The sequence below is a fragment of the Selenomonas sp. oral taxon 136 genome, assembly GCF_001554015.1.
Lineage (GTDB): Bacteria > Bacillota > Negativicutes > Selenomonadales > Selenomonadaceae > Centipeda > Centipeda felix.
Window position 1 is genome coordinate 2,141,131 of sequence record NZ_CP014239.1, and the last position, 25,385, is coordinate 2,166,515.

20 protein-coding genes are annotated in these 25,385 nt (G+C 55.8%); 19 read left to right on the top strand and 1 reads right to left on the bottom strand.

Translation table 11 applies throughout. The features are described 5' to 3' along the window. From AXE86_RS10330 to AXE86_RS10390, 13 genes are all read left to right on the top strand, one after another. A complete protein-coding gene (locus tag AXE86_RS10330; protein WP_061946692.1) occupies positions 1 to 876 on the top strand; it encodes a polyprenyl synthetase family protein in 876 nt (291 codons plus the stop codon). A 9-nt stretch (positions 877 to 885) separates the two neighbouring features. Continuing rightward, positions 886 to 1,692: a TlyA family RNA methyltransferase gene (locus AXE86_RS10335; protein WP_061946693.1), complete on the top strand. Its 807-nt coding sequence runs from the start codon at positions 886 to 888 to the stop codon at positions 1,690 to 1,692. A gap of 15 nt (positions 1,693 to 1,707) precedes the next feature. Next, positions 1,708 to 2,562, top strand: a complete 855-nt coding sequence (locus tag AXE86_RS10340; RefSeq protein ID WP_050344089.1) for an NAD(+)/NADH kinase — start codon at positions 1,708 to 1,710, stop codon at positions 2,560 to 2,562. Positions 2,563 to 2,573: 11 nt separating this feature from the next. After that, positions 2,574 to 3,026 (top strand): arginine repressor, encoded by a 453-nt coding sequence (argR, locus tag AXE86_RS10345; RefSeq protein ID WP_061946694.1) that lies wholly within the window; start codon positions 2,574 to 2,576, stop codon positions 3,024 to 3,026. A gap of 15 nt (positions 3,027 to 3,041) precedes the next feature. Beyond that, complete coding sequence (recN, locus tag AXE86_RS10350; protein WP_061946695.1) at positions 3,042 to 4,763, top strand: DNA repair protein RecN; 1,722 nt, start codon at positions 3,042 to 3,044, stop codon at positions 4,761 to 4,763. Next, positions 4,763 to 5,278 carry a DUF4367 domain-containing protein gene (locus tag AXE86_RS10355; protein WP_157064444.1) on the top strand — a complete coding sequence of 172 codons (516 nt, stop codon included), beginning with the start codon at positions 4,763 to 4,765 and terminating at the stop codon, positions 5,276 to 5,278. The genes recN and AXE86_RS10355 overlap by 1 nt, the downstream gene beginning before the upstream one ends. 133 nt (positions 5,279 to 5,411) lie before the next feature. Continuing rightward, the gene (gene ispH, locus AXE86_RS10360; RefSeq protein WP_061946696.1) at positions 5,412 to 6,242 is read left to right on the top strand and encodes a 4-hydroxy-3-methylbut-2-enyl diphosphate reductase; all 831 of its coding nucleotides are present in this window, start codon (positions 5,412 to 5,414) and stop codon (positions 6,240 to 6,242) included. Then, positions 6,239 to 7,354: a 30S ribosomal protein S1 gene (gene rpsA / locus AXE86_RS10365; RefSeq protein WP_083501183.1), complete on the top strand. Its 1,116-nt coding sequence runs from the start codon at positions 6,239 to 6,241 to the stop codon at positions 7,352 to 7,354. Before ispH ends, rpsA begins: the two co-directional genes overlap by 4 nt. Positions 7,355 to 7,567: 213 nt before the next feature. After that, complete coding sequence (locus AXE86_RS10370) at positions 7,568 to 8,182, top strand: Rpn family recombination-promoting nuclease/putative transposase (protein WP_071884725.1); 615 nt, start codon at positions 7,568 to 7,570, stop codon at positions 8,180 to 8,182. Between the two features lie 127 nt (positions 8,183 to 8,309). After that, positions 8,310 to 9,275, top strand: a complete 966-nt coding sequence (locus tag AXE86_RS10375; RefSeq protein WP_061946698.1) for an Rpn family recombination-promoting nuclease/putative transposase — start codon at positions 8,310 to 8,312, stop codon at positions 9,273 to 9,275. Positions 9,276 to 9,297: 22 nt separating this feature from the next. Continuing rightward, on the top strand, positions 9,298 to 9,981 hold the full coding sequence (locus tag AXE86_RS10380; RefSeq protein WP_257721076.1) for an Rpn family recombination-promoting nuclease/putative transposase: 684 nt from the start codon (positions 9,298 to 9,300) through the stop codon (positions 9,979 to 9,981). A 22-nt stretch (positions 9,982 to 10,003) separates the two neighbouring features. Further along, the gene (locus AXE86_RS10385; protein WP_257721077.1) at positions 10,004 to 10,663 is read left to right on the top strand and encodes an Rpn family recombination-promoting nuclease/putative transposase; all 660 of its coding nucleotides are present in this window, start codon (positions 10,004 to 10,006) and stop codon (positions 10,661 to 10,663) included. Positions 10,664 to 10,685: 22 nt separating this feature from the next. Then, positions 10,686 to 11,345 (top strand): Rpn family recombination-promoting nuclease/putative transposase, encoded by a 660-nt coding sequence (locus tag AXE86_RS10390; RefSeq protein ID WP_257721078.1) that lies wholly within the window; start codon positions 10,686 to 10,688, stop codon positions 11,343 to 11,345. 323 nt (positions 11,346 to 11,668) lie between these two features. On the opposite strand, the gene AXE86_RS10395 is transcribed toward AXE86_RS10390, so the two are convergent. Next, positions 11,669 to 12,706, bottom strand: coding sequence for an IS30 family transposase (locus tag AXE86_RS10395; RefSeq protein ID WP_061946702.1), 1,038 nt, complete (start codon positions 12,704 to 12,706; stop codon positions 11,669 to 11,671). 1,714 nt (positions 12,707 to 14,420) lie between these two features. On the opposite strand from AXE86_RS10395, the gene AXE86_RS10400 reads away from it, so the two are divergent. From AXE86_RS10400 to pyrE, 6 genes are all read left to right on the top strand, one after another. Next, complete coding sequence (locus tag AXE86_RS10400) at positions 14,421 to 21,704, top strand: hypothetical protein (RefSeq protein ID WP_157064445.1); 7,284 nt, start codon at positions 14,421 to 14,423, stop codon at positions 21,702 to 21,704. Between the two features lie 178 nt (positions 21,705 to 21,882). Next, a complete protein-coding gene (locus AXE86_RS10405) occupies positions 21,883 to 22,329 on the top strand; it encodes an Hsp20/alpha crystallin family protein (RefSeq protein WP_061946704.1) in 447 nt (148 codons plus the stop codon). A gap of 43 nt (positions 22,330 to 22,372) precedes the next feature. Then, positions 22,373 to 23,164: a CheR family methyltransferase gene (locus AXE86_RS10410; RefSeq protein ID WP_061946705.1), complete on the top strand. Its 792-nt coding sequence runs from the start codon at positions 22,373 to 22,375 to the stop codon at positions 23,162 to 23,164. After that, complete coding sequence (locus AXE86_RS10415) at positions 23,161 to 24,084, top strand: hypothetical protein (RefSeq protein WP_061946706.1); 924 nt, start codon at positions 23,161 to 23,163, stop codon at positions 24,082 to 24,084. The genes AXE86_RS10410 and AXE86_RS10415 overlap by 4 nt, the downstream gene beginning before the upstream one ends. A 4-nt stretch (positions 24,085 to 24,088) precedes the next feature. Continuing rightward, positions 24,089 to 24,802 carry an orotidine-5'-phosphate decarboxylase gene (gene pyrF, locus AXE86_RS10420; protein ID WP_061947007.1) on the top strand — a complete coding sequence of 238 codons (714 nt, stop codon included), beginning with the start codon at positions 24,089 to 24,091 and terminating at the stop codon, positions 24,800 to 24,802. Next, complete coding sequence (pyrE, locus tag AXE86_RS10425) at positions 24,802 to 25,377, top strand: orotate phosphoribosyltransferase (protein ID WP_039980835.1); 576 nt, start codon at positions 24,802 to 24,804, stop codon at positions 25,375 to 25,377. Before pyrF ends, pyrE begins: the two co-directional genes overlap by 1 nt. The last annotated feature ends 8 nt before the right edge of the window (positions 25,378 to 25,385 follow it).

Sequence of the window (25,385 nt, forward strand, 5' to 3'; positions counted from 1 at the left end):
ATGAAGGAACGTTGGCGGGCGCGGCAGGAGCTGGTGGAGCGTGCGCTGCAGGCGGAGCTGGATCGGACGGATGTGCTCGATGATACGCTGCGGCAGGCGATGGCGTACAGTCTGATGGCAGGCGGGAAACGTCTGCGACCTGTGCTCCTCATGGCGGCAGCGGATGCGGTAGGAGCGGATGGCGCCAAGTTCCTGTCCGTGGCGTGTGCACTTGAGATGATTCACACGTATTCCCTCATTCACGACGATCTCCCGGCGATGGACAACGACGACTATCGGCGCGGCAAATTGACCAATCACAAGGTCTTTGGCGACGGCATTGCCATCCTTGCAGGTGACGGACTTCTAACGCTCGCGTTTACGGTCATCCTGCGCCAGCAGGATGTATCCGCCGATACACTTCTGCGCGTGGTGGATGAGATCAGTCGTGCTGCCGGTGCTGAGGGCATGGTGGGCGGTCAGGTGCTCGACCTGCGTGCAGAGGAACATCGCATCTCGATGGAGGAGATGCGCCGTGTCCACATGGGCAAAACGGGGGCACTCTTTCGTGCAGCACTGCGCAGCGGCGCAATCCTCGGGGGTGCGTCCGAGGCACAGCTTGCATCACTTACAACGTATGCGGAGCAGTTCGGGCTTGCCTTTCAGATCACGGACGACATTCTCGATGTCGTCGGGACGGCAGAGGACATCGGTAAGCCCGTTGGAAGCGATGAGAAAAACCACAAGTCGACCTATGTCTCCCTGACCTCGCTCGATGAGGCGCAGGAACTTGCAGCACAGACGGTGAAGGATGCGTGTGCGGCGCTCCGTGATTTCGGCGCGGAGGCAGATTTTCTGCGTGAACTGGTGTCCTATCTCGTGTATCGGAAGCAGTAGGGGGCGCCGTTGAAGAAAGAGCGTTTGGATGTGCTGCTCACCGTACAAGGGCTTGCACCGAGCCGTGAGCGCGCGAAGCGCCTCATTATGGCAGGACAGGTGCTTGTCAACGAGCAGCGTGTGGATAAAGCAGGCGCAACCGTTCCCGCTGATGCAGTACTGCGCGTCGTGGGAGAAGATCTTCCGTATGTCAGCCGCGGCGGACTGAAGCTCGCAAAGGGGATCACTGCGTTCGGCATTTGCCTTGCGGAGCGGACAGCGGCAGACATTGGTGCGTCCACGGGCGGATTTACGGACTGTATGCTGCAGAATGGCGCGGTCAAGGTCTATGCGATTGATGTGGGATATGGACAGCTCGACTGGAAACTGCGCACGGATGCACGCGTCATTAACATGGAGCGTACGAACATCCGCAAGGTAACGCCGGATATGCTGGATCATGCGCCGGACTTTGCCTCGATCGATGTGGCATTCATCTCGCTGGATAAGGTGCTCCCCGTTGTGCGGACGCTCCTCTCACCGGAGGGAGAGGTGCTCGCCCTCATCAAGCCGCAATTCGAGGCGGGAAAGGATCGCGTCGGAAAGAACGGTGTTGTGCGTGACCCTGCAGTGCACGAGGAAGTGATTGCACGCGTCCTTGCCACCGCAGGGGGGCTGGGCTTTGTTCCGCGCGGACTGACCTTTTCTCCGGTCAAGGGACCAAAGGGGAATATCGAGTATCTCCTCTATCTGGGGATGCAGGGCGGACGTACGGCTATCGCGGATGAGGAGATCGCCGCTGTGGTGGCAGAGGCACATCGTACACTGGATGGATGAGATGCGGAGCGGATTATGTTGACGGTTGCAGTTTTTCCCTATGTCGAGCGTCCGGAGATGCGGGATATTGTCCTGCGCATCCGCAGCTTTCTTACGGCACGGGGCGCGCGTATCATCCTACCGCGTGCGCGCGCGGCGGAGTTCGGCATGGAGGAGTGCGGTGCAGACGACATCGAGCGTCTGCCCGCCGACTTTGCCCTGAGTCTCGGCGGAGACGGTACACTGCTCGGCATCTGCCGACGCTACGCGGAGAACCCCGTGCCGGTCTGTGGCATCAATTTGGGGACACTCGGCTTTATGGCGGATATTGAGCTCAATGAGCTGGAACGGCGTCTGGGACAGCTCTGTGCGGGAGATTACCGCGTGGAGCAACGGCCGCTGCTCGCGGGCTATGTGACGCATCCATGCGGAGAAGAGCATTTTCTCGGCTATGCGATCAACGACATTGTGGTGACCAAGGGCGATGTGGCGCGCGTTATCACGCTGGGGCTGACGGTGAACAGTACACCGCTGGTTGCATGCAAGGCGGACGGATTTATCGTTGCCTCGCCGACGGGCTCAACGGCCTACTCCCTTTCGGCGGGCGGGCCAATCATGAACCCGATGGTGCGCGGCATTCTGCTCACGCCCATCTGCGCACATACGCTAAACATCCGCCCGCTAGTCATACGCGAGGAGGACGTGGTGCACATCCATCTGCTCGATACGCGCCAGAGCATCATCGTCACCATCGATGGGCAGGAGACCACGCCGATCCGTCCTGACGATACCGTGACGGTACGCTGTTCCGACGTGCGGGCGGGCATCATCAAATTTGAGGACAAAGACTACTATCAGACGCTGCGGACAAAACTCTGGAGAAACTGCTAGGAGAGAGCGGAATGAAACGTCGTCGTCACGACCTCATCAAACAGATCATCCGTGAAGAAATCATCGAGACACAGGAGGCACTTGCGGCAGCGCTCTGTGCGCGCCATGTGCACGTCACGCAGGCGACGATCTCGCGGGACATCAAGGAACTCCTGCTCATCAAGGTACCGGCAGGCGGCGGACACTATCGCTATGCTGTCGCGCCGCAAGAGGGACAGCGTTTTTCCGAGGCACGCATGCGTCGTGTCTTCAAAGACAATGTGCAGAGCTGCGATTTCAGTGAGAACATCGTCGTCGTGCGCACTGCGCCAGGGGCAGCGGGAACGGTGGCATCCGCGCTCGACGCGTCGGCATGGTCGGAAGTCATCGGAACGATTGCAGGCGACGACCATATTTTCGTGCTCATCCGCCCGAAGGAGGCAGCGGCGGATATCGTTGCACGTATTCAAAAACTCATGCACTAAAAGGAGGGATGTGTGGTGCTGCACAGCCTACGGATTCAGAATTTTGCCCTTTTGGAAGAGGTGACCGTCGAGTTCGGCACGGGGCTGAACATCCTCACGGGTGAAACCGGTGCGGGCAAGTCCATTCTGATTGGTGCACTGGGGACAATCCTCGGTCAGCGTGTCCTTGCCGACGTCATACGCAGCGGCTGTGATTTTCTGCGTGTGGAGGCTGTTTTTTCCATCGAGGAAAACTCTGTCGTGTCCGCATTGCTCGCCGAACAGGAGATCGAATACGATGATGAGCTGATCATCGTACGCAAGGTATCACGTGCGGGGAAAAGCTCCATTCTTGTCAACGGTGCCCATGTGACGCTGACCTTTCTCAAAAAACTTGCGCCGCATCTCGTGGATATCCATGGACAGAACGAGAACTTGGCACTCCTGCGCGAGGAAGCGCAGCGCAGCCTCCTTGAAGGCGGTGATGCCGATCTCGCGGAGCGCCTATGTGCCTATCAGGATGTCTATCGGGCCTGGAAGGCGCGGACGAAAGAGCGTGAGATGCGTACGGAGGAAAATGCGGAGATCGCCGAGCGTCTGGATATGCTCCGCTGGCAGGAGCAGGAAATCGCAGAGGCGGAACTCACAGAGGGAGAGGATGAGGAACTCGAGATCGAGATTCGACGTCTCTCCCATGCGGAACGCTTGGTGGAGCACGCTGCCGAGGCGAGCAATCTCCTCAGTGAGGATACGGAGGAGGGGGCTGCCGTCCTGACGGCACTATCGCGCGTCACGCACGCACTGGAGGAGATTGCACGCTACGATGAGAGCCTTGCGGGGGCGCAGGCAATGATCGAGGAAGCGTATATCTCCCTGCAGGAGGCATCCTATGAAGTGCGGGACTACCTAGAGGGCATCGACGCGGATCCCGCCTCGCTGGACAAGATCCAGCTGCGCATGGATGTGATCGAGCGCCTTAAGAAAAAATATGGCGGCAGCATCTCTGCTGTCCTAGCGCGCCTCGAAGCGCTGCGAACAGAGATCTCCTCCGCTGAACGCTATGATATGGACATAGAGGAACTGAATGCGGCGATTGCAAGGCTCCGGCAGCGCATGGAACAATGCGCCGCGGAGCTGACGAAACAACGGCAGAAGGTCGGTGCGGCGCTCTCCGCGAAGATCGAACGGGAGCTGCAGGGGCTTGGCATGAAGCAGGCACGTTTTCACATTGTTGTCACGCCGGAGGAGCAGTATACAACCCATGGTGCAGATCGTCTCACGATGCTGTTTTCCGCAAATGTCGGCGAGGCGGAAAAGCCTCTGGAGAAAATCGCCTCGGGCGGTGAACTCTCGCGCATTGCACTCGCCATCAAGGCCATCGTTGCGGCACGGGATACCGATGGGACAAGCATGGTGTTTGATGAAATCGACACGGGGATCGGCGGGCGCACTGCGCAGATGGTCGCAGAGCGGATTGCGTTCGTCGCGCAGTATAAGCAGGTGCTCTGCATCACGCATTTGCCGCAGATCGCCTGCATGGCGGATGTGCATCTCTATATCGCAAAATCCGTCGTCGACGGAGCGACAGTGACGCGCGTCGAGCCGCTCAGTGAGAAGGAGCGCGTCCGCGAGATCGCACGCATGGCATCGGGCGATGATGTTACGTGGGCGGCACTTGCGAATGCCCGTACTATGCTCGCGGGCGCAGCGACGAAGAAGAAAGAGTTGAAGCAGTCGGAAATAGGAACGATATCTTGATGAAGTACAATGATGTAAAACGTCTGATGATGGCTGGTTTGATTGCTTCGTGTGCAGCGTTGGCCACAGCGGCAGAGGCAATGCCGACGGCCGTCAGTGCAGAGCCGATGGTCGGAATGCCGTCGCCGCTCGTGGAGTATCCGAGCGTCCGTGACGCATGGGCGGTGGCAGGACTGCCGGTCTACACACCGACACTCCTTCCTGTGGGCTATGCACAGAAGAATGTTATCGCAATCGACAAAAGCCTCGCCGAAATCTTTTATCGCAACAGCGACGGCAAGGAGATCCTCTTCCGCATGGCGGCGGGGAATGCAGATATCAGCGGTGACAGCACGGCGTACGAAGTGAACCAGGTCGTTCAGGCCGGACGGCAGTACATCCGCGTCAAGGGGTCGGGGCGGCTGGTGCATCTTGCCCTTTGGTCGCGTGGCGGGTATACCTTCTCCCTCTCCTTTGAGGAGCCGGTTTCCGTTGAGGCCGTGGAAGCAATCGTCACCACGATCGCGTGGAACTAAACCCCACGCCAAAGTTTTTGCGCGAATTGAAAAAATTTATTTGCACGCCCGCGATAGCCGTGTTATACTGTTCAACAGATTGTGTGAGTGGGATAAGAGTCGCCGTGTATTTCGGTATGTGTTGGAGAGGTCTATGGAGGTTATTTTAGCGGAACATCTCGGCTTTTGTTATGGCGTCAAACGCGCCATTGAGATCGCCAGAGAGAACGCTTCCCCCGATGGGACATCCAGTACACTCGGTCCGATCATTCATAATCCGCAGATGGTGGAACGCCTGAAAGAGGAGGGCGTCGGCACGGTCAGCACACTGGACGAGATGCAGGATGGGACGGTTATCATTCGTTCGCATGGCGTTGGTCCAGCGGTGTACGCACAGGCGGAGCAGCGCGGTCTGAATCTTGTGGATGCAACCTGTCCGCACGTCAAGAAGGCGCAGCTTTCGGCAAAGCAGCTCTCGGCGGAGGGCTATACCGTTGTCATCATCGGCGAAAAGAATCACCCGGAGGTCAAGAGTATCTTCGAGTGGACAGCACAGCAGGCACACATTATCGAGAGCGAGGAGGAGGCAGCGGCGCTGCCAACCTTTGGGAAGCTCGGCGTCGTCTGTCAGACAACGTTTTCGAGTGATCGCTTTCGGCGCATCGCGTCTGTCCTTCTGGAAAAGTCGCGCGACATCAAGATCCTGCGGACGATCTGCACGGCGACGGATATGCGTCAGTCGGCGGCGATGGATCTGGCAGAGCACGTGGATGCAATGATTGTCGTCGGGGGGAAGAACAGCGCAAATACGATGCGACTCGCGCAGCTGTGCAGCGAAAAATGTCGAACCTATCACATTGAGACAGCAGATGAACTGCAGTCTGATTGGTTGAATCATATTAATAAAATTGGTATTACAGCCGGTGCTTCTACACCGGACTGGATTATCAAGGAGGTTTTTAAACAGTGTCAGAGCAGAGCATGAAGGAACTTTTGGAACAGGAAGATATGCCCGATATCCAAGAGCGCACCGTGGTCAAAGGGGTTGTTGTCCAGGTATCCCGTGATGAGGCGTATGTGGATATTGGCTACAAGCAGGAAATTCCTGTCTCCAAGAGGGATCTTGCCGTTCCTGCGCCGGACGATGCACGCGATGTCGTGAAGGTCGGCGATGAGATTGATGTCTACATCAAGTCTCTCGGCGGCGATAACGGCGGCAGCCTCTCGAAGGTCGAAGCTGACAAGATGGCCGCATGGAAGGACATCGAGGTCATCAAGGAGAAGGGCGAGACCGTCGAGGCGAAGGTCGCCAAAGAGGTCAAGGGTGGACTTGTCGCCTACGTCATGGGACTGCGCGGCTTCATTCCTGCCTCCCAGATGGAGCTTCACTTCGTGAAGGATCTTTCGGTCTACGTTGACCAGACGGTTGAGGCGGAGATCATCGAGATCGACGTGCAGAAGCGCCGTCTCGTCCTTTCGCGCCGTAAGCTGCTCGAGCGTGACCGCGCGGAGAAGGAAGAGGCTGTGTTCTCTGCCATCGAGCCGGAGCAGATCGTACGCGGTACGGTCAAGCGTCTCGTGGACTACGGAGCCTTCATTGACATCGGCGGTGTGGATGGTCTGGCACATATCTCTGATCTCGCGTGGCATCGCGTCAAGCATCCGTCAGAGGTGCTCGAGGTTGGGCAGGAGCTCGACGTCTACGTAAAGAGCGTGGATCGCGATGCGAAGCGCATTTCCCTCTCGGTCAAGGATACCCTTCCGGATCCGTGGGTCGAAAAGGCAGAGAAGTACGCAGAGGGCGACTTCATCGAAGGCAAGATCATCAAGCTGACCGACTTCGGTGCATTCATGGAAATCGAGCCGGGTTTTGATGGACTGATCCCGATGGGCGAGCTCGCCGAGAAGCGCATCGAGCGTGCGGACGAGGCAGTCCACACGGGCGATGTCGTTGTGGTCAAGGTGCTCCGCATCGACACGAAGCGCAAGCGCATCTCCCTCTCCATCACGAAGGCAAAGCGTGATGCAGACAGTGCTGACGTCAAGAAGTATGCGGCGGAGAGCGCATCCGAGGGCGACGAGACGGTGACGGACTGATCGCATAACTCGATAGAGACTTGAAGGAGTGACGTTATGTCACTCCTTTTTTGTGTGTCCGTAGTCTGCGATAGACAGGTATAAAGGTATTGGTTCATTGATCATTCCATCGTTTGACGTTTATGACAGAAAAAATTATAATAAAAGCAGCGATACTTTGTGTGGAGAGTGTACGTTATGATACAACTGCCCATGCAGCAATAAATATACTGTGTGCCGGAACACCAAAGTACACTGAGGCGAGGGGAAGATTACGCACATCTGCGACGAACCATTTCAATCAACTTACTTGGCTATACCTATCTCCCACTAAAGGGCTTTCATCACATGTATGGACTGTATGATGAGGCGGGAGCGCATCGGCTGACAGAGGATTTAGAGATCCACTTTTTGGAGCTGCCGAAGGTGACGCGTACGGATATACGCCAGATGCGGACATTGGATAAATGGATGGCGTTCATCGGGAACAAATTGAGCAATGAGGAAATGGAGGAGATTGCAATGAGTGAAGCGGCGATTAACATGGCGTGGGATCGGATAGAGACATTCATGCGCGACGCCGGGAGACGGCGCAAATACGAGCAGCGGGAGAAGTATGAGCATGATTATGTGAGTGATATGAACGGCTCGCGACGCGAGGGACTTGCCGAAGGACTTGCCGAGGGACTTGCTGAGGGGCGCGCTGAAGGGCGTGCTGAGTCGGCAAGGTCGACAGCGAGTGCGTTGATTGGACTAGGTAAACTGAGTATTGAGCAGATCGCTGCAGCGACGCAGCTGTCAATAGAGGAAGTTGAGCGATTGGCAGATATGAAGATGACATCACTGTGATGGAGGTTATGCTGCGGATAGAACTTCAATTCCGATGGTGGCACAGATGACAGAGCTGACGGAGAATACTGTGCGACAGATGGCGGAGGAGCATGGAATTGAGATGTTGCAGTGAGGAGAATAAGTCATGCGGACGAGAAAGTTTAACGCATTGAATGATATCCTATTCAAATTCATCTTTGGGCACAGAGAGAACAAGGAGATAACGCTGTCCTTTATCAATGCGGTGCTTGGACTGGAGGGGGAAAGGGCATTTGTCGATTTGCAGTTTGCCGACCGAGAAGTCGATCCCGATGAGGAGAGTGGAAAGGGATCGACACTTGATCTGCTTTGTATGACGAATGACGAGACACAGATAAATATTGAAGTTCAGGTACAGAAGCGACAGAACATGGGACAGCGGAGCCTGTACTACTGGGCGAAACTCTACCATAGTACACTGAGGCGAGGGGAAGATTACGCACATCTGCGACGAACCATTTCAATCAACTTACTTGGCTATACCTATCTCCCACTAAAGGGCTTTCATCACATGTATGGACTGTATGATGAGACGGGAGCGCATCGGCTGACAGAGGATTTAGAGATCCACTTTTTGGAGCTGCCGAAGGTGACGCGTACGGATATACGCCGGATGCGGACACTGGATAAATGGATGGCGTTCATCGGGAACAAATTGAGCAATGAGGAAATGGAGGAGATTGCAATGAGTGAAGCGGCGATTAACATGGCGTGGGATCGGATAGAGACATTCATGCGCGACGCCGGGAGACGGCGCAAATACGAGCAGCGGGAGAAGTATGAGCATGATTATGTGAGTGATATGAACGGCTCACGACGCGAGGGACTTGCCGAAGGACTTGCCGAGGGACTTGCTAAGGGGCGTGCTGAGGGGCGCGCTGAAGGGCGTGCTGAGGGGCGCGCTGAAGGGCGTGCTGAGGGGCGCGCTGAAGGGCGTGCTGAGTCGGCAAGGTCGACAGCGAGTGCATTGATTGCACTAGGTAAACTGAGTATTGAGCAGATCGCTGCTGCGACTCAGCTGTCAATAGAGGAAGTTGAGCGATTGGCAGATATGAAGATGACATCACTGTGATGGAGGTTATGCTGCGGATAATATTGAAGTTCAGGTACAGAAGCGGCAGAACATGGGACAGCGGAGCCTGTACTACTGGGCGAAACTCTACCATAGTACACTGAGGCGAGGGGAAGATTACGCACATCTGCGACGAACCATTTCAATCAACTTGCTTGGCTATACCTATCTCCCGCTAAAGGGCTTTCATCACATGTATGGACTGTATGATGAGACGGGAGAGCATCGGCTGACGGAGGATTTAGAGATCCACTTTTTGGAGCTGCCGAAGGTGACGCGTACGGATATACGCCGGATGCGGACACTGGATAAATGGATGGCGTTCATCGGGAACAAATTGAGCAATGAGGAAATGGAGGAGATTGCAATGAGTGAAGCGGCGATTAACATGGCGTGGGATCGGATAGAGACATTCATGCGCGACGCCGGGAGACGGCGCAAATACGAGCAGCGGGAGAAGTATGAGCATGATTATGTGAGTGATATGAACGGCTCACGACGCGAGGGACTTGCCGAAGGACTTGCCGAGGGACTTGCTAAGGGGCGTGCTGAGGGGCGCGCTGAAGGGCGTGCTGAGTCGGCGAGATCGACAGCGAGTGCATTGATTGCACTAGGTAAACTGAGTATTGAGCAGATCGCTGCAGCGACGCAGCTGTCAATAGAGGAAGTTGAGCGATTGGCAGATATGAAGATGACATCACTGTGATGGAGGTTATGCTGCGGATAATATTGAAGTTCAGGTACAGAAGCGGCAGAACATGGGACAGCGGAGCCTGTACTACTGGGCGAAACTCTACCAAAGTACACTGAGGCGAGGGGAAGATTACGCACATCTGCGACGAACCATTTCAATCAACTTGCTTGGCTATACCTATCTCCCACTAAAGGGCTTTCATCATATGTATGGACTGTATGATGAGACGGGAGAGCATCGGCTGACGGAGGATTTAGAGATCCACTTTTTGGAGCTGCCGAAGGTGACGCGTACGGATATACGCCGGATGCGGACACTGGATAAATGGATGGCGTTCATCGGGAACAAATTGAGCAATGAGGAAATGGAGGAGATTGCAATGAGTGAAGCGGCGATTAACATGGCGTGGGATCGGATAGAGACATTCATGCGCGACGCCGGGAGACGGCGCAAATACGAGCAGCGGGAGAAGTATGAGCATGATTATGTGAGTGATATGAACGGCTCGCGACGTGAGGGACTTGCCGAGGGACTTGCTAAGGGGCGTGCTGAGGGGCGCGTCGAGTCGGCAAGGTCGACAGCGAGTGCATTGATTGCACTAGGTAAACTGAGTATCGAGCAGATCGCTGCTGCGACGCAGCTGCCAATAGAGGAAGTTGAGCGATTGGCAGATATGAAGATGACATCACTGTGATGGAGGTTATGCTGCGGATAATATTGAAGTTCAGGTACAGAAGCGGCAGAACATGGGACAGCGGAGCCTGTACTACTGGGCGAAACTCTACCAAAGTACACTGAGGCGAGGGGAAGATTACGCACATCTGCGACGAACCATTTCAATCAACTTGCTTGGCTATACCTATCTCCCACTAAAGGGCTTTCATCACATGTATGGACTGTATGATGAGACGGGAGAGCATCGGCTGACAGAGGATTTAGAGATCCACTTTTTGGAGCTGCCGAAGGTGACACGTACGGATATACGCCAGATGCGGACATTGGATAAATGGATGGCGTTCATCGGGAACAAATTGAGCAATGAGGAAATGGAGGAGATTGCAATGAGTGAAGCGGCGATTAACATGGCGTGGGATCGGATAGAGACATTCATGCGCGACGCCGGGAGACGGCGCAAATACGAGCAGCGGGAGAAGTATGAGCATGATTATGTGAGTGATATGAACGGCTCGCGACGCGAGGGACTTGCCGAGGGCCTTGCTAAGGGGCGTGCCGAAGGGCGACATGACGGAATCACCCATGTAGCAATAAATATGCTGCGTGCCGGAACACCAATTTCGACAGTGGCGCAGATGACAGAGCTGACGGAGAATGCTGTGCGACAGATGGCGGAGGCGCATGGGGTTCAAGTTCCGTAGAGGTGAGGGGTGGCATTCATAGCAACGAAAGAGTAATGGAATCACTGATACAGCTTCGTCAGAGATCTTTTTGAAGTATGGCATTGAGTGGACGCATCTCACTGAAGATAAAACAGTTGCTTGCGTGCAGGGCGGAGCGGGCTCATGCACGTATGAAATATATTAAGGAAAGTTCTGTAAAGGCGACAAAAACCGTGATACAACCCCTAAATTCATCATGACAATAGGAAACAATAAAGCTTTTTGCGAGAGATCGCGAGGGCTTTATTTTTATCCTAAATTGCAATATCAAATCGGACAGTAGAGCATAACAGAATCAAAAATTATGGGTGAAGATTTTTTAGCGCGGCATCGAAGCGCTCTTGTGGCGTCTCATAACCTAGAATTTTGCGTGGCAGCGTATTGATCCAATCCTCTAGGCGCTGCACTTCTTCCTCGCTCAAGTTCGTCATATCCATGCCCTTCGGAATGAAATACCGAACGAGGGCATTCTGCTTCTCGTTCGTTCCACGTTCCCAAGGTGCGTAAGGATGAGCATAGTACACCTTCGCCTCTGGAACAGCTTCTTGCAGACGAGCGAACTCGCTCCCATTGTCGCAGGTGATCGTACGAAATACCTGTGAAAATTGTGCCCCATAGAGCTCTCTTAGTTTGGCAATCCCCTCGGCAACTGCCTCTGCGGTCTTTGCACGAATCTTTATAAGGTGTCTCTTTCGCTTCTTACGTTCATCTGCGGCAAGCAGAACAGGATCCGTTCCCTTTTTCCCGACGATGGTGTCAAGTTCCCAATTCCCAAAGGTGGAGCGTTCGTCAACGAGAGGGTCACGGCGGTCAATACTCTCACCGAGCGTCCTGCCGTCGTCATGGTTCTTTTTCTCTTTGCGCTTACGACGGCGTACCTTCTGTCGCAGGTCGATGTTTTTGACCTTGAGCAACCCCATCGCAATGTAGTTGTAGATGGTCTTTGTGCAGACAGACACCTCGAACAGATTCATACGCTTGGCACGCCCGCAGATTGCATCAGGAGAGTGTTTGTCTTTGAGAATGGCGTTTTCTACATACCGGATGAAGTCCTGTGCAGCGTTAAATTTGGACGGTTTTCCGGAGTTCTCACGATTGCGCTCATAGCGCATTTGACCGGACTGTGCAAAATACTGCTCATAGTACGTCCAATCGGAACGCTTCTGCGCTACCGTGCCGCGCTTTATTTCCTCGTACAAGGTGGAGCGGGCGATGCCAAGGTCTTTGGCAATTTTCACCCTGGGGACACCGAGACGCAGCATCGCTTCGATCTGCCCGCGCTGATAGACGTTTAAGTGCTTGAATGTGCGGCGTTTTGTGGTAGAATGAGTGTGGGACATACAGAACCTTCTGGTAGTGTTTGTGCAAAGATACTTTACCAGATTGATTCTGTATGTTCTACTTTTTTATGTGTCCGATTTCATTTTACAATGAACCCACAGCAAATGAAATGACACAAGTCATAAGATCATATTGACACGAGATGAGAGGAAGAGTATAGTTAGGATTATAGTACTATAGGATGTCTGTAGTTTGGAACGGAATGCCATGGAGGGGATTGTCATGTTAAAGAATCGGAAAAACAAACGACAGCTGGCGCTTCTCGTTGCGTTTGCTCTGTCCGCGGGAGGGACACTCTTTTCGGATTTAAAACACATCTCTGCTGCGGATGTGACGGGCGGGGATGTAACGATCGATAGCTCGACGCCGACGCCCTATCCGAATCCCCTTGCGGGAGGATATATACCGACATTAGGGACAGGGGATGTCTATAACAATAAACTCACAATAGACGGTACATATTTGAGTGGAACAAGTGTTAAGGTATATGCCGGCTATAATCAATCCTCAACAGGGGATGCAACATACAATGAACTGATCTTCAAAAATGGTGGAATATCGAACTACTATTTTTATACAGCATATGGATATGGCGGATATTCAAAAGGTGGGAACGCGACTCACAATACGGTTACATTGAGTGGGATATCAAGCACGTCATCTATCTATGGAGGGTATAGTGAAAATTTAAGCGCGGATGTAAGGACAGGCAATACACTGAAAGTGACAACTAGCGGGAACCAGATGGGGTACGTTTTAAACTTTCAGAAAATGCAATATGTCTTAGGGACAAGTATTAACTCCGGAGATACGATGCTGTCTACTAACTTTAATACCGGAGCAAACAATTTTAATTGGAGTGACATTACTGTCGACGGAGCGCCGACATGGGTGGCATCGAAAAAGACGGGAGAGCATCTAAACGGTTCACAGCGTGTAACATTGGTTCAGAGTTCTTCTGCGGCGGGGTTGAGTGGAACACCGTGGAAAACAACGGATGGCGGGAATGTTGAATATGGACTGAGTGCGGACGGAACGACAAGTACGAACAAAATCTATTTTGATGCAAACCAGTTTAAGAATGCTGACGTGACAGTAAATGCCTCTACGCCTACGCCTCAACCGATCTATGGGGGGACATCTACACTTGGTAATACCGTAACGAAAAATAAGTATACAATAGACGGTACATATTTGAGTGGAACAAGTGTTAAGGTATATGCCGGCTATAATCAATCCTCAACAGGGGATGCAACATACAATGAACTGATCTTCAAAAATGGTGGAATATCGAACTACTATTTTTATACAGCATATGGATATGGCGGATATTCAAAAGGTGGGAACGCGACTCACAATACGGTTACATTGAGTGGGATATCAAGCACGTCATCTATCTATGGAGGGTATAGTGAAAATTTAAGCGCGGATGTAAGGACAGGCAATACACTGAAAGTGACAACTAGCGGGAACCAGATGGGGTACGTTTTAAACTTTCAGAAAATGCAATATGTCTTAGGGACAAGTATTAACTCCGGAGATACGATGCTGTCTACTAACTTTAATACCGGAGCAAACAATTTTAATTGGAGTGACATTACTGTCGACGGTTTGGATGCGTGGGTCACACATTTAGCAAACAATAATATTAATAAGCCGACACTCACACTTGCGCTAAGTAGCGCTAACTTTACCATCCAAGGTTACGCCCCTATGCTCCTCAATAATGTGGGCGACTACGAGTTTGGTAAATTTGCTAATACGGCCTCTACAGGGACGGTTACCGTTTCTCGTCTTTCTCTCGACGGCGACCGTTTCCAATACGCAACGGAAACACCAACGGTGAGTGGTGTAGACATCCATGCGGGGTATTCCAAATATGGCAACACAACAAATCACAACATACTGAACATCGAGGAGACGTCCGCGCATGTGCCCATCAGCTACACAAACGCGCGCGCGGGCTACACCAAGGCACTCAATGGCGGATCGGATTACAACACGCTGAACCTCAACACAGGCGGTACGGTGACGAACGGCTATGCAGGCTACACGGAGGGCGTGCATCTGCTTGTGGATCCGACGAGCAAGACAAATCCTACGGCGGTTGATACCACGAAGAATGCCGACGCAAAAAACAACACGGTCAATATCAAAGGCGGCACGCTCAACGCGAATGGTACGCTCTATGGCGGCTATATCGCGACGAACGCCGCACTCACTGCGCCGAACAACGTCTCGGCGGGGGATGCCAAAGGCAATACCATCAATATCGAGTCCGGTACCTTCGGAGCCAATACAAAAATTTACGGCGGCTATACGAACGGCACGGGCAAGGCGACGGGCAATACCGTGAATCTCGGCAAGGCGGATGGTACTCTCAGCGCGACCGGTCTCGCAAACGTCACGCTCTACGGCGGTGGGGGTACATCTGCGAGTGACCGCGTAAAAGACAACGTGCTAAACGTCAACGCCAAGGCGACGGCGAAGAACATCCGGAACTTCGGCAAGGTGATGTTCAACTTCAACAGCACGATTCATACGGGCGATACGATGCTCACGCTGAATGACACCGCCGGGACAAGTCTGGACTGGAAGAAGTTCGACATCAGCGGCAATGCACCCGACGGTGAGACGACGCTCATGCACAATGCATCGGGCATTGCGCTCACAAGCTATGACCACAGCAGAGCCGTTTCGAGTACCGGGACGAAGGAATTTGTCATCTATACGGACACGGGAACGGGCACGGGCGTCAAGAAGATCCTCTACGGAGGCTATACCTTCAAGGGCAAGACATCCGCCTCGACAAATGCGGAGGGAGACATCTGGGCAGGACGCTCCGTCATCGGCAATACGACGTCGGGCAATACGCTCACGGTAAACAACAATACTGCGACATATCGCGATGCCTACGGCGGCTGGACGGCGGGGACGGGCACGGATGCGACGGGCGATGCTGCAAACAGCAGCACGGGCAACACGGTGAACCTCATAAGCGGCACGGTGCGCAACATCTACGGCGGCTTTACGTCGAGTGATGGCGGCAGCGCCACGGGCAACAAGGTCAATATCTCGGGCGGCACAGTCGCCCCGGCATCCGGCATCGGCGGCACGGTCTATGGCGGGTATATTTCCTCTGCCACATCGACAGGAGACGCGACGGGCAACAGTGTCACGATCACGGGCGGTACGGTCGGTGATGTCTATGCGGGCTATACGAACGGCACGGGCAAAACGACGGGAAACACCGTGAACCTCGGCACGAAAGACGATGCTGTTGCCTTAGGTACGGTCATTGGCATCATTTACGGCGGAAACAAGACGGACACGACGGGCAACACGCTGAACATCTATGACAGTGCGACGGCGAAGAATATCTGGAACTTTGACACGGTACGGTTCAAGGGCAATAGCCCACATATTGCGGCGGGCGACACGCTTCTGACCCTCACGAACGGCGCGACGAATCTGGACTGGAAGAAGATCTATGTCGACGACCTCGACAGCGTCACGGCGAGTGCGACGGGCGACCATATCTTTACGCTCCTAAAGAATACCAACACTATCAACCTCAGCAACTACAGTACGACAGGAACGCGCGGGAACATCAAATCCGACGACTACGAGGCGGATCTTGTGACTGACGGCAACAGTGCCACCCCACAGTACGTCTACCTCAAGGGGTACCGCTTCCAGAACAACAAAAATGCAGCCTATGCGGGGGGCGCAGCACCCGATGGCGCATGGGGCGGACGCTCCATCATCGGCAAGACCGTCAAGAACAACACATTGACGGTGACGGGCGGCAGTGCGACACTTACGGCGCGCGGCGGCATGGTCGAAAACACCGAGCGGAACGCGGATGGAAGCGTCAAGACATCGGGCAACGCTGAAACAAACAAACTCATCCTGAATGCGGGGGCGCAGACAGCAGATGCCTACGGCGCAGAGGTAAAGACCAAGGATGGAAGCGCCACGGGCAACGAAGTACACCTCACGGCGGGCACCGTTGGCGGCAGCGTCTACGGCGCGGCACTGACGGCGACAGGTGCGACGGGATCTGTCACGGGGAGTATCGTCGAGGTGACGGGCGGCTCCGTTACAGGCAATGTCTACGGCGGCAAGACCACGGGAACGGGTGCGGCGACGGGACACACGCTGAACCTCTACGGCGGATCTGTCACTGGTTCTGTCTACGGCGGGCACAGTGCCTCGGGGGCAACCACGGGGAACACCGTGAACCTCGGCAATGGGACGACGAACGACGTCACCACTGTCACGGGCACCATCTACGGCGGCAGCGGGACGGACACGACGGGTAACGTCCTCAACGTCAATACGAACGCCACGGTTGGTAACATTGCGAACTTTGGCATGGTGAACTTCAACTATAAAGCCACCACAACGAACGATGCCAATCCCATGCTGACCATATCGGGCGGCGCGACAATGTTCGACTGGGGAAAGTTTACCTACAAGGGTGCTATGCCAACAAGCGGCAAACTCACCCTGATGAAGAACACGGCAAACATTAACCTCGGGACGACGTACACAGGGGCAAAGGAACTCGCGGGCAGCGATACGACCGAGGCATTCATCGACACAAACACCTCGGCGGCGACGGCGACGGAGATCCTGATCAAAGGCTATACCTTTAAGGGGAATGCTCTGACCCCAACGACGGGCAGTGCGACAGAGGACGTCTGGGCGGGACGCTCCGTCATCGGCAACACGACGACGGGGAATACGCTCACCGTGAATGGAACAACGCATCGTGATGCCTACGGCGGCTGGACGGCGGGCACGGGCACGTCGAAGGCGGCGAAGAAGGACAGCACGGACAACACGGTGAACCTCATGAGCGGCACGGTGCGCAACATCTACGGCGGCTTTACGTCGAGTGATGGCGGCAGTGCCACCGGCAACAAGGTAAATATCTCGGGTGGCACGGTCGGCACCGGCGGCACGGTCTACGGCGGGTATATTTCCTCTGCCACATCGGCAGGAGGCGCAACGGGCAACCGTGTCACGATCACGGGCGGCTCGATGGGCGACGTCTACGGCGGTTTTACGACGGGGACAGGCAAGACGACGGGGAACACCGTGAACCTCGGCGATGGGGAGCATAGCCTTTCCGCAACAATCAATGGTACCATCTACGGCGGCAACGGGGCGGACACGACGGGCAACACGCTGAACGTCAAGACCAACGTTGCGGCGGCGAACATCAAAAATTTCGAGAACCTCGCGTTCTATGTCAACAGCAGCGCGCTGAACGCCGCGAGTCCCATGCTTACGCTGAACAGTGGTGCAACCAATAACCTCGACTGGCGCAAGCTCACCGTCGATGCGAGTAAGTTCAACGGAACGATCAGTACGTTTGAGCCATATAACCTCGTCCTCATGCAGAATGCAGCGGGCATCAGCTTCATGAAGGGGACGGACGACACCTATACGCTGGGCGGCGGGGTCAAGAGCACAACGAGCGGGGACTTTGAGTTCACCATTGACACGTCGAGTCATGGGGCATCCACGACGCAGGTCACGGCGGCAGGATACAAGTTTAAGAACCATACAGCGTCTTACAGCGAAACGACTCCCCACACCGAGGCGTGGGCGGGACGCACCGCCGCCGGCAACAAGGTGGAAACGAACAAGCTCACCGTCACCGCCGGCAATATCACAACGGCGGCGTACGGCGGACTTGTCATCAACAACAAGCCGAATGCGACGACAGGCGACGCTGAAAATAACATGATCGCCGTTTCGGGCGGGAATGTCCAAGCGGCATACGGCGCGAAACTTCTGACCAAGAGCGGCAGTGCTATGACAAATACCGCAGTCATCACGGGCGGAACCGTCCACGACGTCTACGGCGCATCCCTTGCGGCTGCGGGGGCGACGGGCACGATCACCAAGGGCATCGTGAACCTCTCGAACGCAGCATACGTCACGGGCAATGTCTACGGTGGACATATTGCGGACAGCGCGGCAACGGGCACGGTCACGGGCAGTGAAGTGAGCCTTGCGGGCGGCACCATCGGCGGCACGCTCTACGGCGGCTACAACGGCGGCAGCGGCGATGCCAAGAACGGCAAGATCCTGCTCACCGGAGGCACTGTCGCGGGCGACGTATACGGCGGCTATGCGGCGGGCAGCGGCAAGACCACAGGGAACGTCGTCACCATCGGCGATGGCACAAATGATGCCACCACGGTGGTCACGGGCAAAATCGCTGGCGGCAACAAGGCGGATGCGACGGGCAACACCCTTGCCGTTCAGAGTAAGGGCGCACAGGCGGGAACCCTTTCGGGCTTTGAAACGATCCGCTTTCACCTCGGCCCAAGTGTCGCCGACGGCGACAACGTCCTTACCCTGAATCAGACGACCACGCTCACCTACAGCACCATCGAGGCACCGACGGGCAGTACCGTCAGCACATGGCTTGGCAACGTCATGGAAAAGAACGTCCATCTCCTCCGCATGGGCGCAGGAAAGACACTCACCCTCACAGGCTATAACCCGGCGACGGGGAGTGAGCGTTCGGATGACGTTGAATACAGCCTCGTAACGAACAATAACCAGAGCACAACGACAGCGGGCGGCAGCCTTGATCTTTCGGCGTACAAGTGGCGGCATGCGGATGTTAAAATCAACAGCAATGCCCATGCCGATGTCTTCGGCGGAAAAACCGTCTACAAAACAAATGGGGAGACCAAGGAAAACAACCTCACCCTCCAGGCGGGCGCCACTGTTACGAACGCTGTCGCGGGGGATACACAGACGGCAAGCGGTACAGCCGAGGAGAATACGCTGACGATTGAGGCCGGCACGGCGACGAATGCCATCGGCGCAAAGACCAAGGCGGGAAGGGCATATAAGAACAAAGCCATCCTCCTTGGCGGCAGTGTCACGAACAACCTCGTGGGTGCAGAGAGCACGAACGGCGCGGCGGAGGAGAACACCGCAGCGGTGACGGGCGGCACGGTCACCACGGCCATAGGTGCCCATACCCTTGCGGGTGATGCAACGGGGAATCATGCGGTCATCTCGGGCGGCGCGGTGACGGGCAGTCTGAAGGGCGCACAGAGCGCAGGCAAGGCGGTGAATAACACCGTCGAAGTGAAGGGAGGAAACCTCAGCGGCGCGTCGGTCATGGGCGCAGAGGCAGTCGGCGATGCCGAAAAGAACAGCGTCACCATCACGGTGACGCCGACGTCGAATGCTGCGACCGTCATCACGGGCGCGCATTCCACGGGTGGCAGTGCCGTCAACAATACGGTCGACGTCAATGCCGCTGTTACGGGCAAGATCATCGGCGGGTCTACCGACAGTGCGGGGCTGGATGCCATCGACAACATCGTCAACGTGAAGGCAGACGTCACGGGTGATGTATACGGCGGACACGCAGTGCGCGCCTCACTGCGCAACATTGTGAACATCGCGGACGGCGTCACCGTCACGGGGAATGTCTACGGTGGCAGCTGCATCACCGCCGAGGGGAACATCGTCAACGTCGGGCGCGGCGCCACCGTCACGGGCAATGTTGTTGCAGGAAATGCCACGGGCAGGAACGACAACAACATCATCAATCTGACGGGCGCGAACGTCGGTGGTAACGTTATCGGCGGCGTCGGTGGGGCAAATGACCATGACAACACCCTCGCGGTCTGCTATGAGACGGCACATCCGACCTCGCACATCAACGATTTCAGCGGGATTAAGAACCTGCACTTCTACCTCGGGGAGGACATCCAAAACGAGAATCCGACCCTCCTGAAGCTCGGCGTTACGAGCAAGGACATCCGCGGCATCGCTGTCGGCGTTGGTGTCAAGGGACGGATGGCACGGAATCTCAAGGTCAATGACGTCATCAGCCTCATGAAAGTGGCAGGAAACGGCACCCTCACCACCGATGCGGACAGCGTTTCTCCGCAGGTTCTCGTCAATCATGCGGAGGCGATGCAGGGCGTCTCGCTCCTCTATGGCTTTGACATCATGAAGCGGGGAACGGATGAGCTGATTGCCACCGTCACAAAGGCGGCGATCAGCGACCAGACCAAATCCTTTGCGGAGACCAGAGCTGCCGCCACCGACTTCATCAACCGCGGCGCGAACCTCCTCGCCGGCCCCGGTATCGCTTCAGCCAAGAAAGCAGCGGGAACAGAGGATAAGGATGCGCGCGGCTACCATCTCTGGGCGGCGATGGAGCATAGCGACATCGAGACGGAGACAGGCTCTTTTGCCGACACCAAGGGCTACCATCTCAGCCTCGGCTGGGCGCGTGAGCTGAAGAAAAAGCACGCGACGCTCACCTTTACCCCGTTTGTCGAATACGGCAAGGGCAAATATGACTCCTTCCTGGACGACGGGACGCATGGCAGCGGACATGTCAGCTACCTCGGCGCAGGCATCATGGGACGCCTCGAAAAGACAAATGGCGTCTGGGCAGAGGCGGCGCTTCACGGTGGAAAGGCGCGCAGCGACTACAGCGGCTCGATCTACAGCGGCACGAACTCGCACTATGACAGCTCGAACGCGTACTACGCGGCGCATCTCGGCATCGGCAAGGAGTTCCGTGTCAACGCGAAGGATCGGCTGGATACCTACCTGCGTTACTTCTGGTCGCGCCAGTCGGGCATGCAGGCGGACATTGCCACGAGTGGGCGCGGTGCGGGCGTCGACACCTATGACTTTGGTGTCGTGAACTCAAACCGCGTGCGCATGGGCTTCCGCTACACCCATAAGGACAGCGAAAAGAGTGAAATCCTCGCGGGACTTGCGTGGGAGTATGAGCTCAGCGGGAAGGCGGGCGTATCCTTCCAGGGGTACGATGCACCAAGTCCCTCCCTGCGTGGCGGCAGCCTGATGCTTGAGCTGGCGTATCGCTTTGCCCCGAAGAACAGCCGCTTCTCGTACAACGTACACATGACGGGCTGGCAGGGCACGCATCGCGGTGTGACGGGCGGTGCACAGGTGAACTGGGCGTTCTAATTGGTTGAGTCTTCCCCGCTTTCCGGGGAAGAGGAACCTCTATAGGGTTGTTTGACGAAGCTCCTGTTCTTCGTCGAATGACCCTATTCTTATGCGTATGTGCCATATTGAAAAAAAAGCGGGTTATTGCTATAATGATACGGTAGATTGGTACGTTATAGGGTCGGAGGTGGCTGTTATGTTTCGTCCATTGCCATTTAATTTGAAGGAGAATGCCGAGAAGGGGCAGGAGATGCTGAGCAAGGCGTTGGATACGGTGATGGAACATTCCTTCAATCCGTTGGACAAGGTCGGCGGCGTGCTCTTTCCGTTTCGTGTCGATGTGATTGATACGGAGACGCAGTACGAGATCTTTGCCGAGCTGCCGGGCTTCTCCAAGGATGCAATCGAGGTGTCGTACAGTGAGGACGGCCGGCTGAAGATCAAGGCGGAGCGCAGTGCGGCCGATGTTCCGGAGACGCGGTACCTCTGCCACGAGCGCAGGACGGGGGCTTTTGAGCGCTCTTTCCTCATCGACGATGTAAACGATACGGAGGTATCCGTTTCCTATGAGGCGGGCATTCTTCATGTGATCCTGCCGAAGCTGGCGGAGAAGCAGTCGCGCCGCATCTTTACGATACAATAATTTGGACGGGAGCAGATCGAGAGAGGTAGAACGGGAGGACGTTATGTCGGAGGATCGCGATTGGGAGCTTTTCAAGCAGAAGCTCAAGACAAAGACGGAGATTGATCTGGATCTCTACAAAGAACCGCAGATGAAGCGCCGTATCAACAATCTGATCACGCGCGCCGGCTACAAGGAGTGCAGCGAGTACTTTGACCATGTGTGCGGGAACAAGGATGATTTTGCTGCGTTTATCGAGTATCTGACAATCAACGTGTCGGAGTTCTTTCGCACGCCGGAGAAATTCGGCAAACTCGAGACGGATGTCATCCCTGACCTCCTAAAACGCTCGTCGAAGCTCAATATCTGGAGCGCTGGCTGCTCCATCGGCGCAGAGCCGTACTCGCTTGCCATCATTATGAAGGAGATGACGCCCGGGACGCGTCACCGTATCCTTGCCTCTGATCTCGATATCGAGATTCTGGCGAAGGCGAAGCGCGGCGTCTATACGGCGGACGAGATCAAGAGCATGGCGCCCGAGCGTCGTCGCAAGTACTTTGATGTCGTGGACGGCGACCACTATGCCGTCAAACAGGAGATCAAGAGCATGATCGAGTTCAAGCGACACAATCTCCTGCAGGATAAGTTCGAGACGGGCTTCGATCTCATTCTCTGCCGCAATGTGGTCATCTATTTCACGGATGAGGCAAAGGAGCAGCTCTATCGCCACTTCTTTGAGGCGCTGAAACCGGGCGGCATTCTCTTTGTCGGTGCGACGGAGTCGATTCTCAACTTCCGCAAGATGGGCTATACGAGCTTTCAGCCGTTCTTCTATCAGCGGCCGCTCGAGTCATGAGCGGTGCACCGCAGCTCACGCAGGAACAGCGGCGCGCGCTGCTCCTGCGCGAGGTCAAGTGGGCAGAGGAAAAGTCAGCGGCATACCGTGGCGCGTTCGCACGTGCCGGTGTGTCCCTTGCTGACGTGAAGGATTTCGCAGATATGGTGCGGCTCCCGTTCTTGGATGCCGTGGCAGAGGAGGGGGCGAACGCCCCTTTTTTCATGCTTACGCTGCCCTTATCGGGACTTATGCGCGTGAGTGTGCTGCGGGATACCACTGGTGTTGGCGGGCAGGTGCACTGCTATACGCAGGGCGATGTGGTGCGGCAGGTGCAGGCAGCGACAGATATGCTCCGTACCTGCGGCGTGCACCGTGCGAGTACGGTGCTGCTCGTCGGGAATGCTGCGGACAGTCGCACACTCGATCTCCAATATGCGCTCGACGGACTCGGCGCGACGGTTCTCTCCTGTGCCTCGGCGGCAGATGCTGTCCGGCTCATGGACGCCGTTGTGCCCGATACGGTGATCGCATGGGAGCAGGATCTTCTTCTGCTCGAAGAGACATTGGAGAAGACTGCACTCTATCGGCTGATCTCCATCGGTGCACGCCCATGTGCGCAGGAGCGTATGCGGCGGCTGGTAAAACGCATGGGAGCGCGTCATACGCACATTTTCACGCACGCCTCGATGGGTGTGCTGATTGGATGCAGCGATGATGATGGTGCGGGCATTCATCTCGATGGACGTCTGCTTTTTGCTGAGGTTGTCGATGCAGCAGGCCAGAGCTCTGCTGCAGATGGGGCGTGTGGGGAGCTCGTTCTATCGTCACTGACGGCTGAGGCTGAACCTGTCCTGCGCTGTCGTACCGGACTGCATGTGCGCCTCTTACGAGCGCAGGATCATAGGGGATATGAGCAGGTGCGGATGGTGGAGGAGTGATATGATGGCAGATGAACGGCTGATTGCTGCACTGGATGTCCATACACGCGAGGCTGTAGAGAGACTGGTCGGACAGTTGGGAGACCGTGTTTCCTACTACAAGGTTGGCATGGAGCTCTTCTATGCGCTCGGCGGTGACGTTGTCACATGGCTGAAAGGAGAGGGAAAGAAGGTATTCTTCGATCTAAAGCTACACGATATACCTAATACTGTAGCAGGCGGGCTCTGCTCTCTGCTGTGTCTGCGCCCGGACATTCTGAATGTCCATACGGCTGGCGGCCTGCGCATGATGCGGACAGCAGCAGAGGCCCTTCACCGTGCGGCGGAGGAGGAGGGCATCCCCTGTCCGAAGCTGATCGGTGTGACGGTGCTCACGAGCATGGATGCGGAGGACTGGGCGGGGCTCGGTCATACGGGAACCGTTGCGGATGCCGTGCTGCGCCGCGCAGCGCTGGCGCAGGAGGCGGGACTGGATGGTGTTGTTGCATCCCCCGTGGAGGCGGCGGAGATTCGACGTGCCTGCGGCCGTGATTTTTGGATTGTGACTCCGGGGATTCGCCCCGCTGGTGCGGCGCATGACGATCAGCGCAGGGTAATGACCCCGGCGGCGGCACTTCGCGCCGGCTCGTCGCAGATCGTGGTGGGGCGTGCCATCTATGCGGCGGAGGATCCGCGTGTGGCCGCAGAGGCTGTTTTGAAGGAGATGGAGGAGATATGATGACGCAGGATGAGGTGCGCGCACTGCTGGTTCAGACGGGCGCAATTATGGACGGGCATTTTCTCTTGACGTCGGGGCTGCACAGTCCGCACTATGTGGAGAAGTTTAACGTGCTGCAGCACCCGCAGTATACGCAGCAGCTCTGTGAGGCAATGGCGGAGAAGTTCAAGGATGCGCGGATTGAGACGGTCGTCGGCCCCGTGACGGGCGGCATCCTGCTCGCACATGAGACGGGAAAGGCCCTCGGAACCCGCGCGATCTTCACGGAGCGAGTGGATGGCAAGATGACATTCCGCCGCGGTTTCTCTCTGCGTGAGGGCGAGCGCGTGCTGATTGTCGAGGACATCGTGACGACGGGCGGCTCGATCAAAGAGGTGATCGACGTGGTGAAGGCGGCGGGTGCTGTCCCTGTGGCGGTCTCGATGCTCGTTGACCGCAGCGGCGGCAAGGCGACATTCGGCGATGTGCCTGCGACCGCCCTCCTCACGATGGATGTGGAAACCTATACCCCCGAGCACTGCCCGCTCTGCGCCAAGGGAATCCCTATGACGAAGCGTGGTCGTACGGGAAAGTAATGGACGCG

What these genes read in the sequence shown, in the direction of transcription:
- AXE86_RS10330 (WP_061946692.1), top strand. Translation starts at nt 1, where the DNA reads ATGAAGGAACGTTGGCGGGCGCGGCAGGAGCTGGTGGAGCGTGCGCTG.
- AXE86_RS10340 (WP_050344089.1), top strand. Translation starts at nt 1,708, where the DNA reads ATGTTGACGGTTGCAGTTTTTCCCTATGTCGAGCGTCCGGAGATGCGG.
- argR (WP_061946694.1), top strand. Translation starts at nt 2,574, where the DNA reads ATGAAACGTCGTCGTCACGACCTCATCAAACAGATCATCCGTGAAGAA.
- AXE86_RS10355 (WP_157064444.1), top strand. Translation starts at nt 4,763, where the DNA reads ATGAAGTACAATGATGTAAAACGTCTGATGATGGCTGGTTTGATTGCT.
- ispH (WP_061946696.1), top strand. Translation starts at nt 5,412, where the DNA reads ATGGAGGTTATTTTAGCGGAACATCTCGGCTTTTGTTATGGCGTCAAA.
- rpsA (WP_083501183.1), top strand. Translation starts at nt 6,239, where the DNA reads ATGAAGGAACTTTTGGAACAGGAAGATATGCCCGATATCCAAGAGCGC.
- AXE86_RS10375 (WP_061946698.1), top strand. Translation starts at nt 8,310, where the DNA reads ATGCGGACGAGAAAGTTTAACGCATTGAATGATATCCTATTCAAATTC.
- AXE86_RS10395 (WP_061946702.1), bottom strand. Translation starts at nt 12,706, where the DNA reads ATGTCCCACACTCATTCTACCACAAAACGCCGCACATTCAAGCACTTA.
- AXE86_RS10400 (WP_157064445.1), top strand. Translation starts at nt 14,421, where the DNA reads ATGCTCCTCAATAATGTGGGCGACTACGAGTTTGGTAAATTTGCTAAT.
- AXE86_RS10405 (WP_061946704.1), top strand. Translation starts at nt 21,883, where the DNA reads ATGTTTCGTCCATTGCCATTTAATTTGAAGGAGAATGCCGAGAAGGGG.
- AXE86_RS10410 (WP_061946705.1), top strand. Translation starts at nt 22,373, where the DNA reads ATGTCGGAGGATCGCGATTGGGAGCTTTTCAAGCAGAAGCTCAAGACA.
- AXE86_RS10415 (WP_061946706.1), top strand. Translation starts at nt 23,161, where the DNA reads ATGAGCGGTGCACCGCAGCTCACGCAGGAACAGCGGCGCGCGCTGCTC.
- pyrF (WP_061947007.1), top strand. Translation starts at nt 24,089, where the DNA reads ATGGCAGATGAACGGCTGATTGCTGCACTGGATGTCCATACACGCGAG.
- pyrE (WP_039980835.1), top strand. Translation starts at nt 24,802, where the DNA reads ATGACGCAGGATGAGGTGCGCGCACTGCTGGTTCAGACGGGCGCAATT.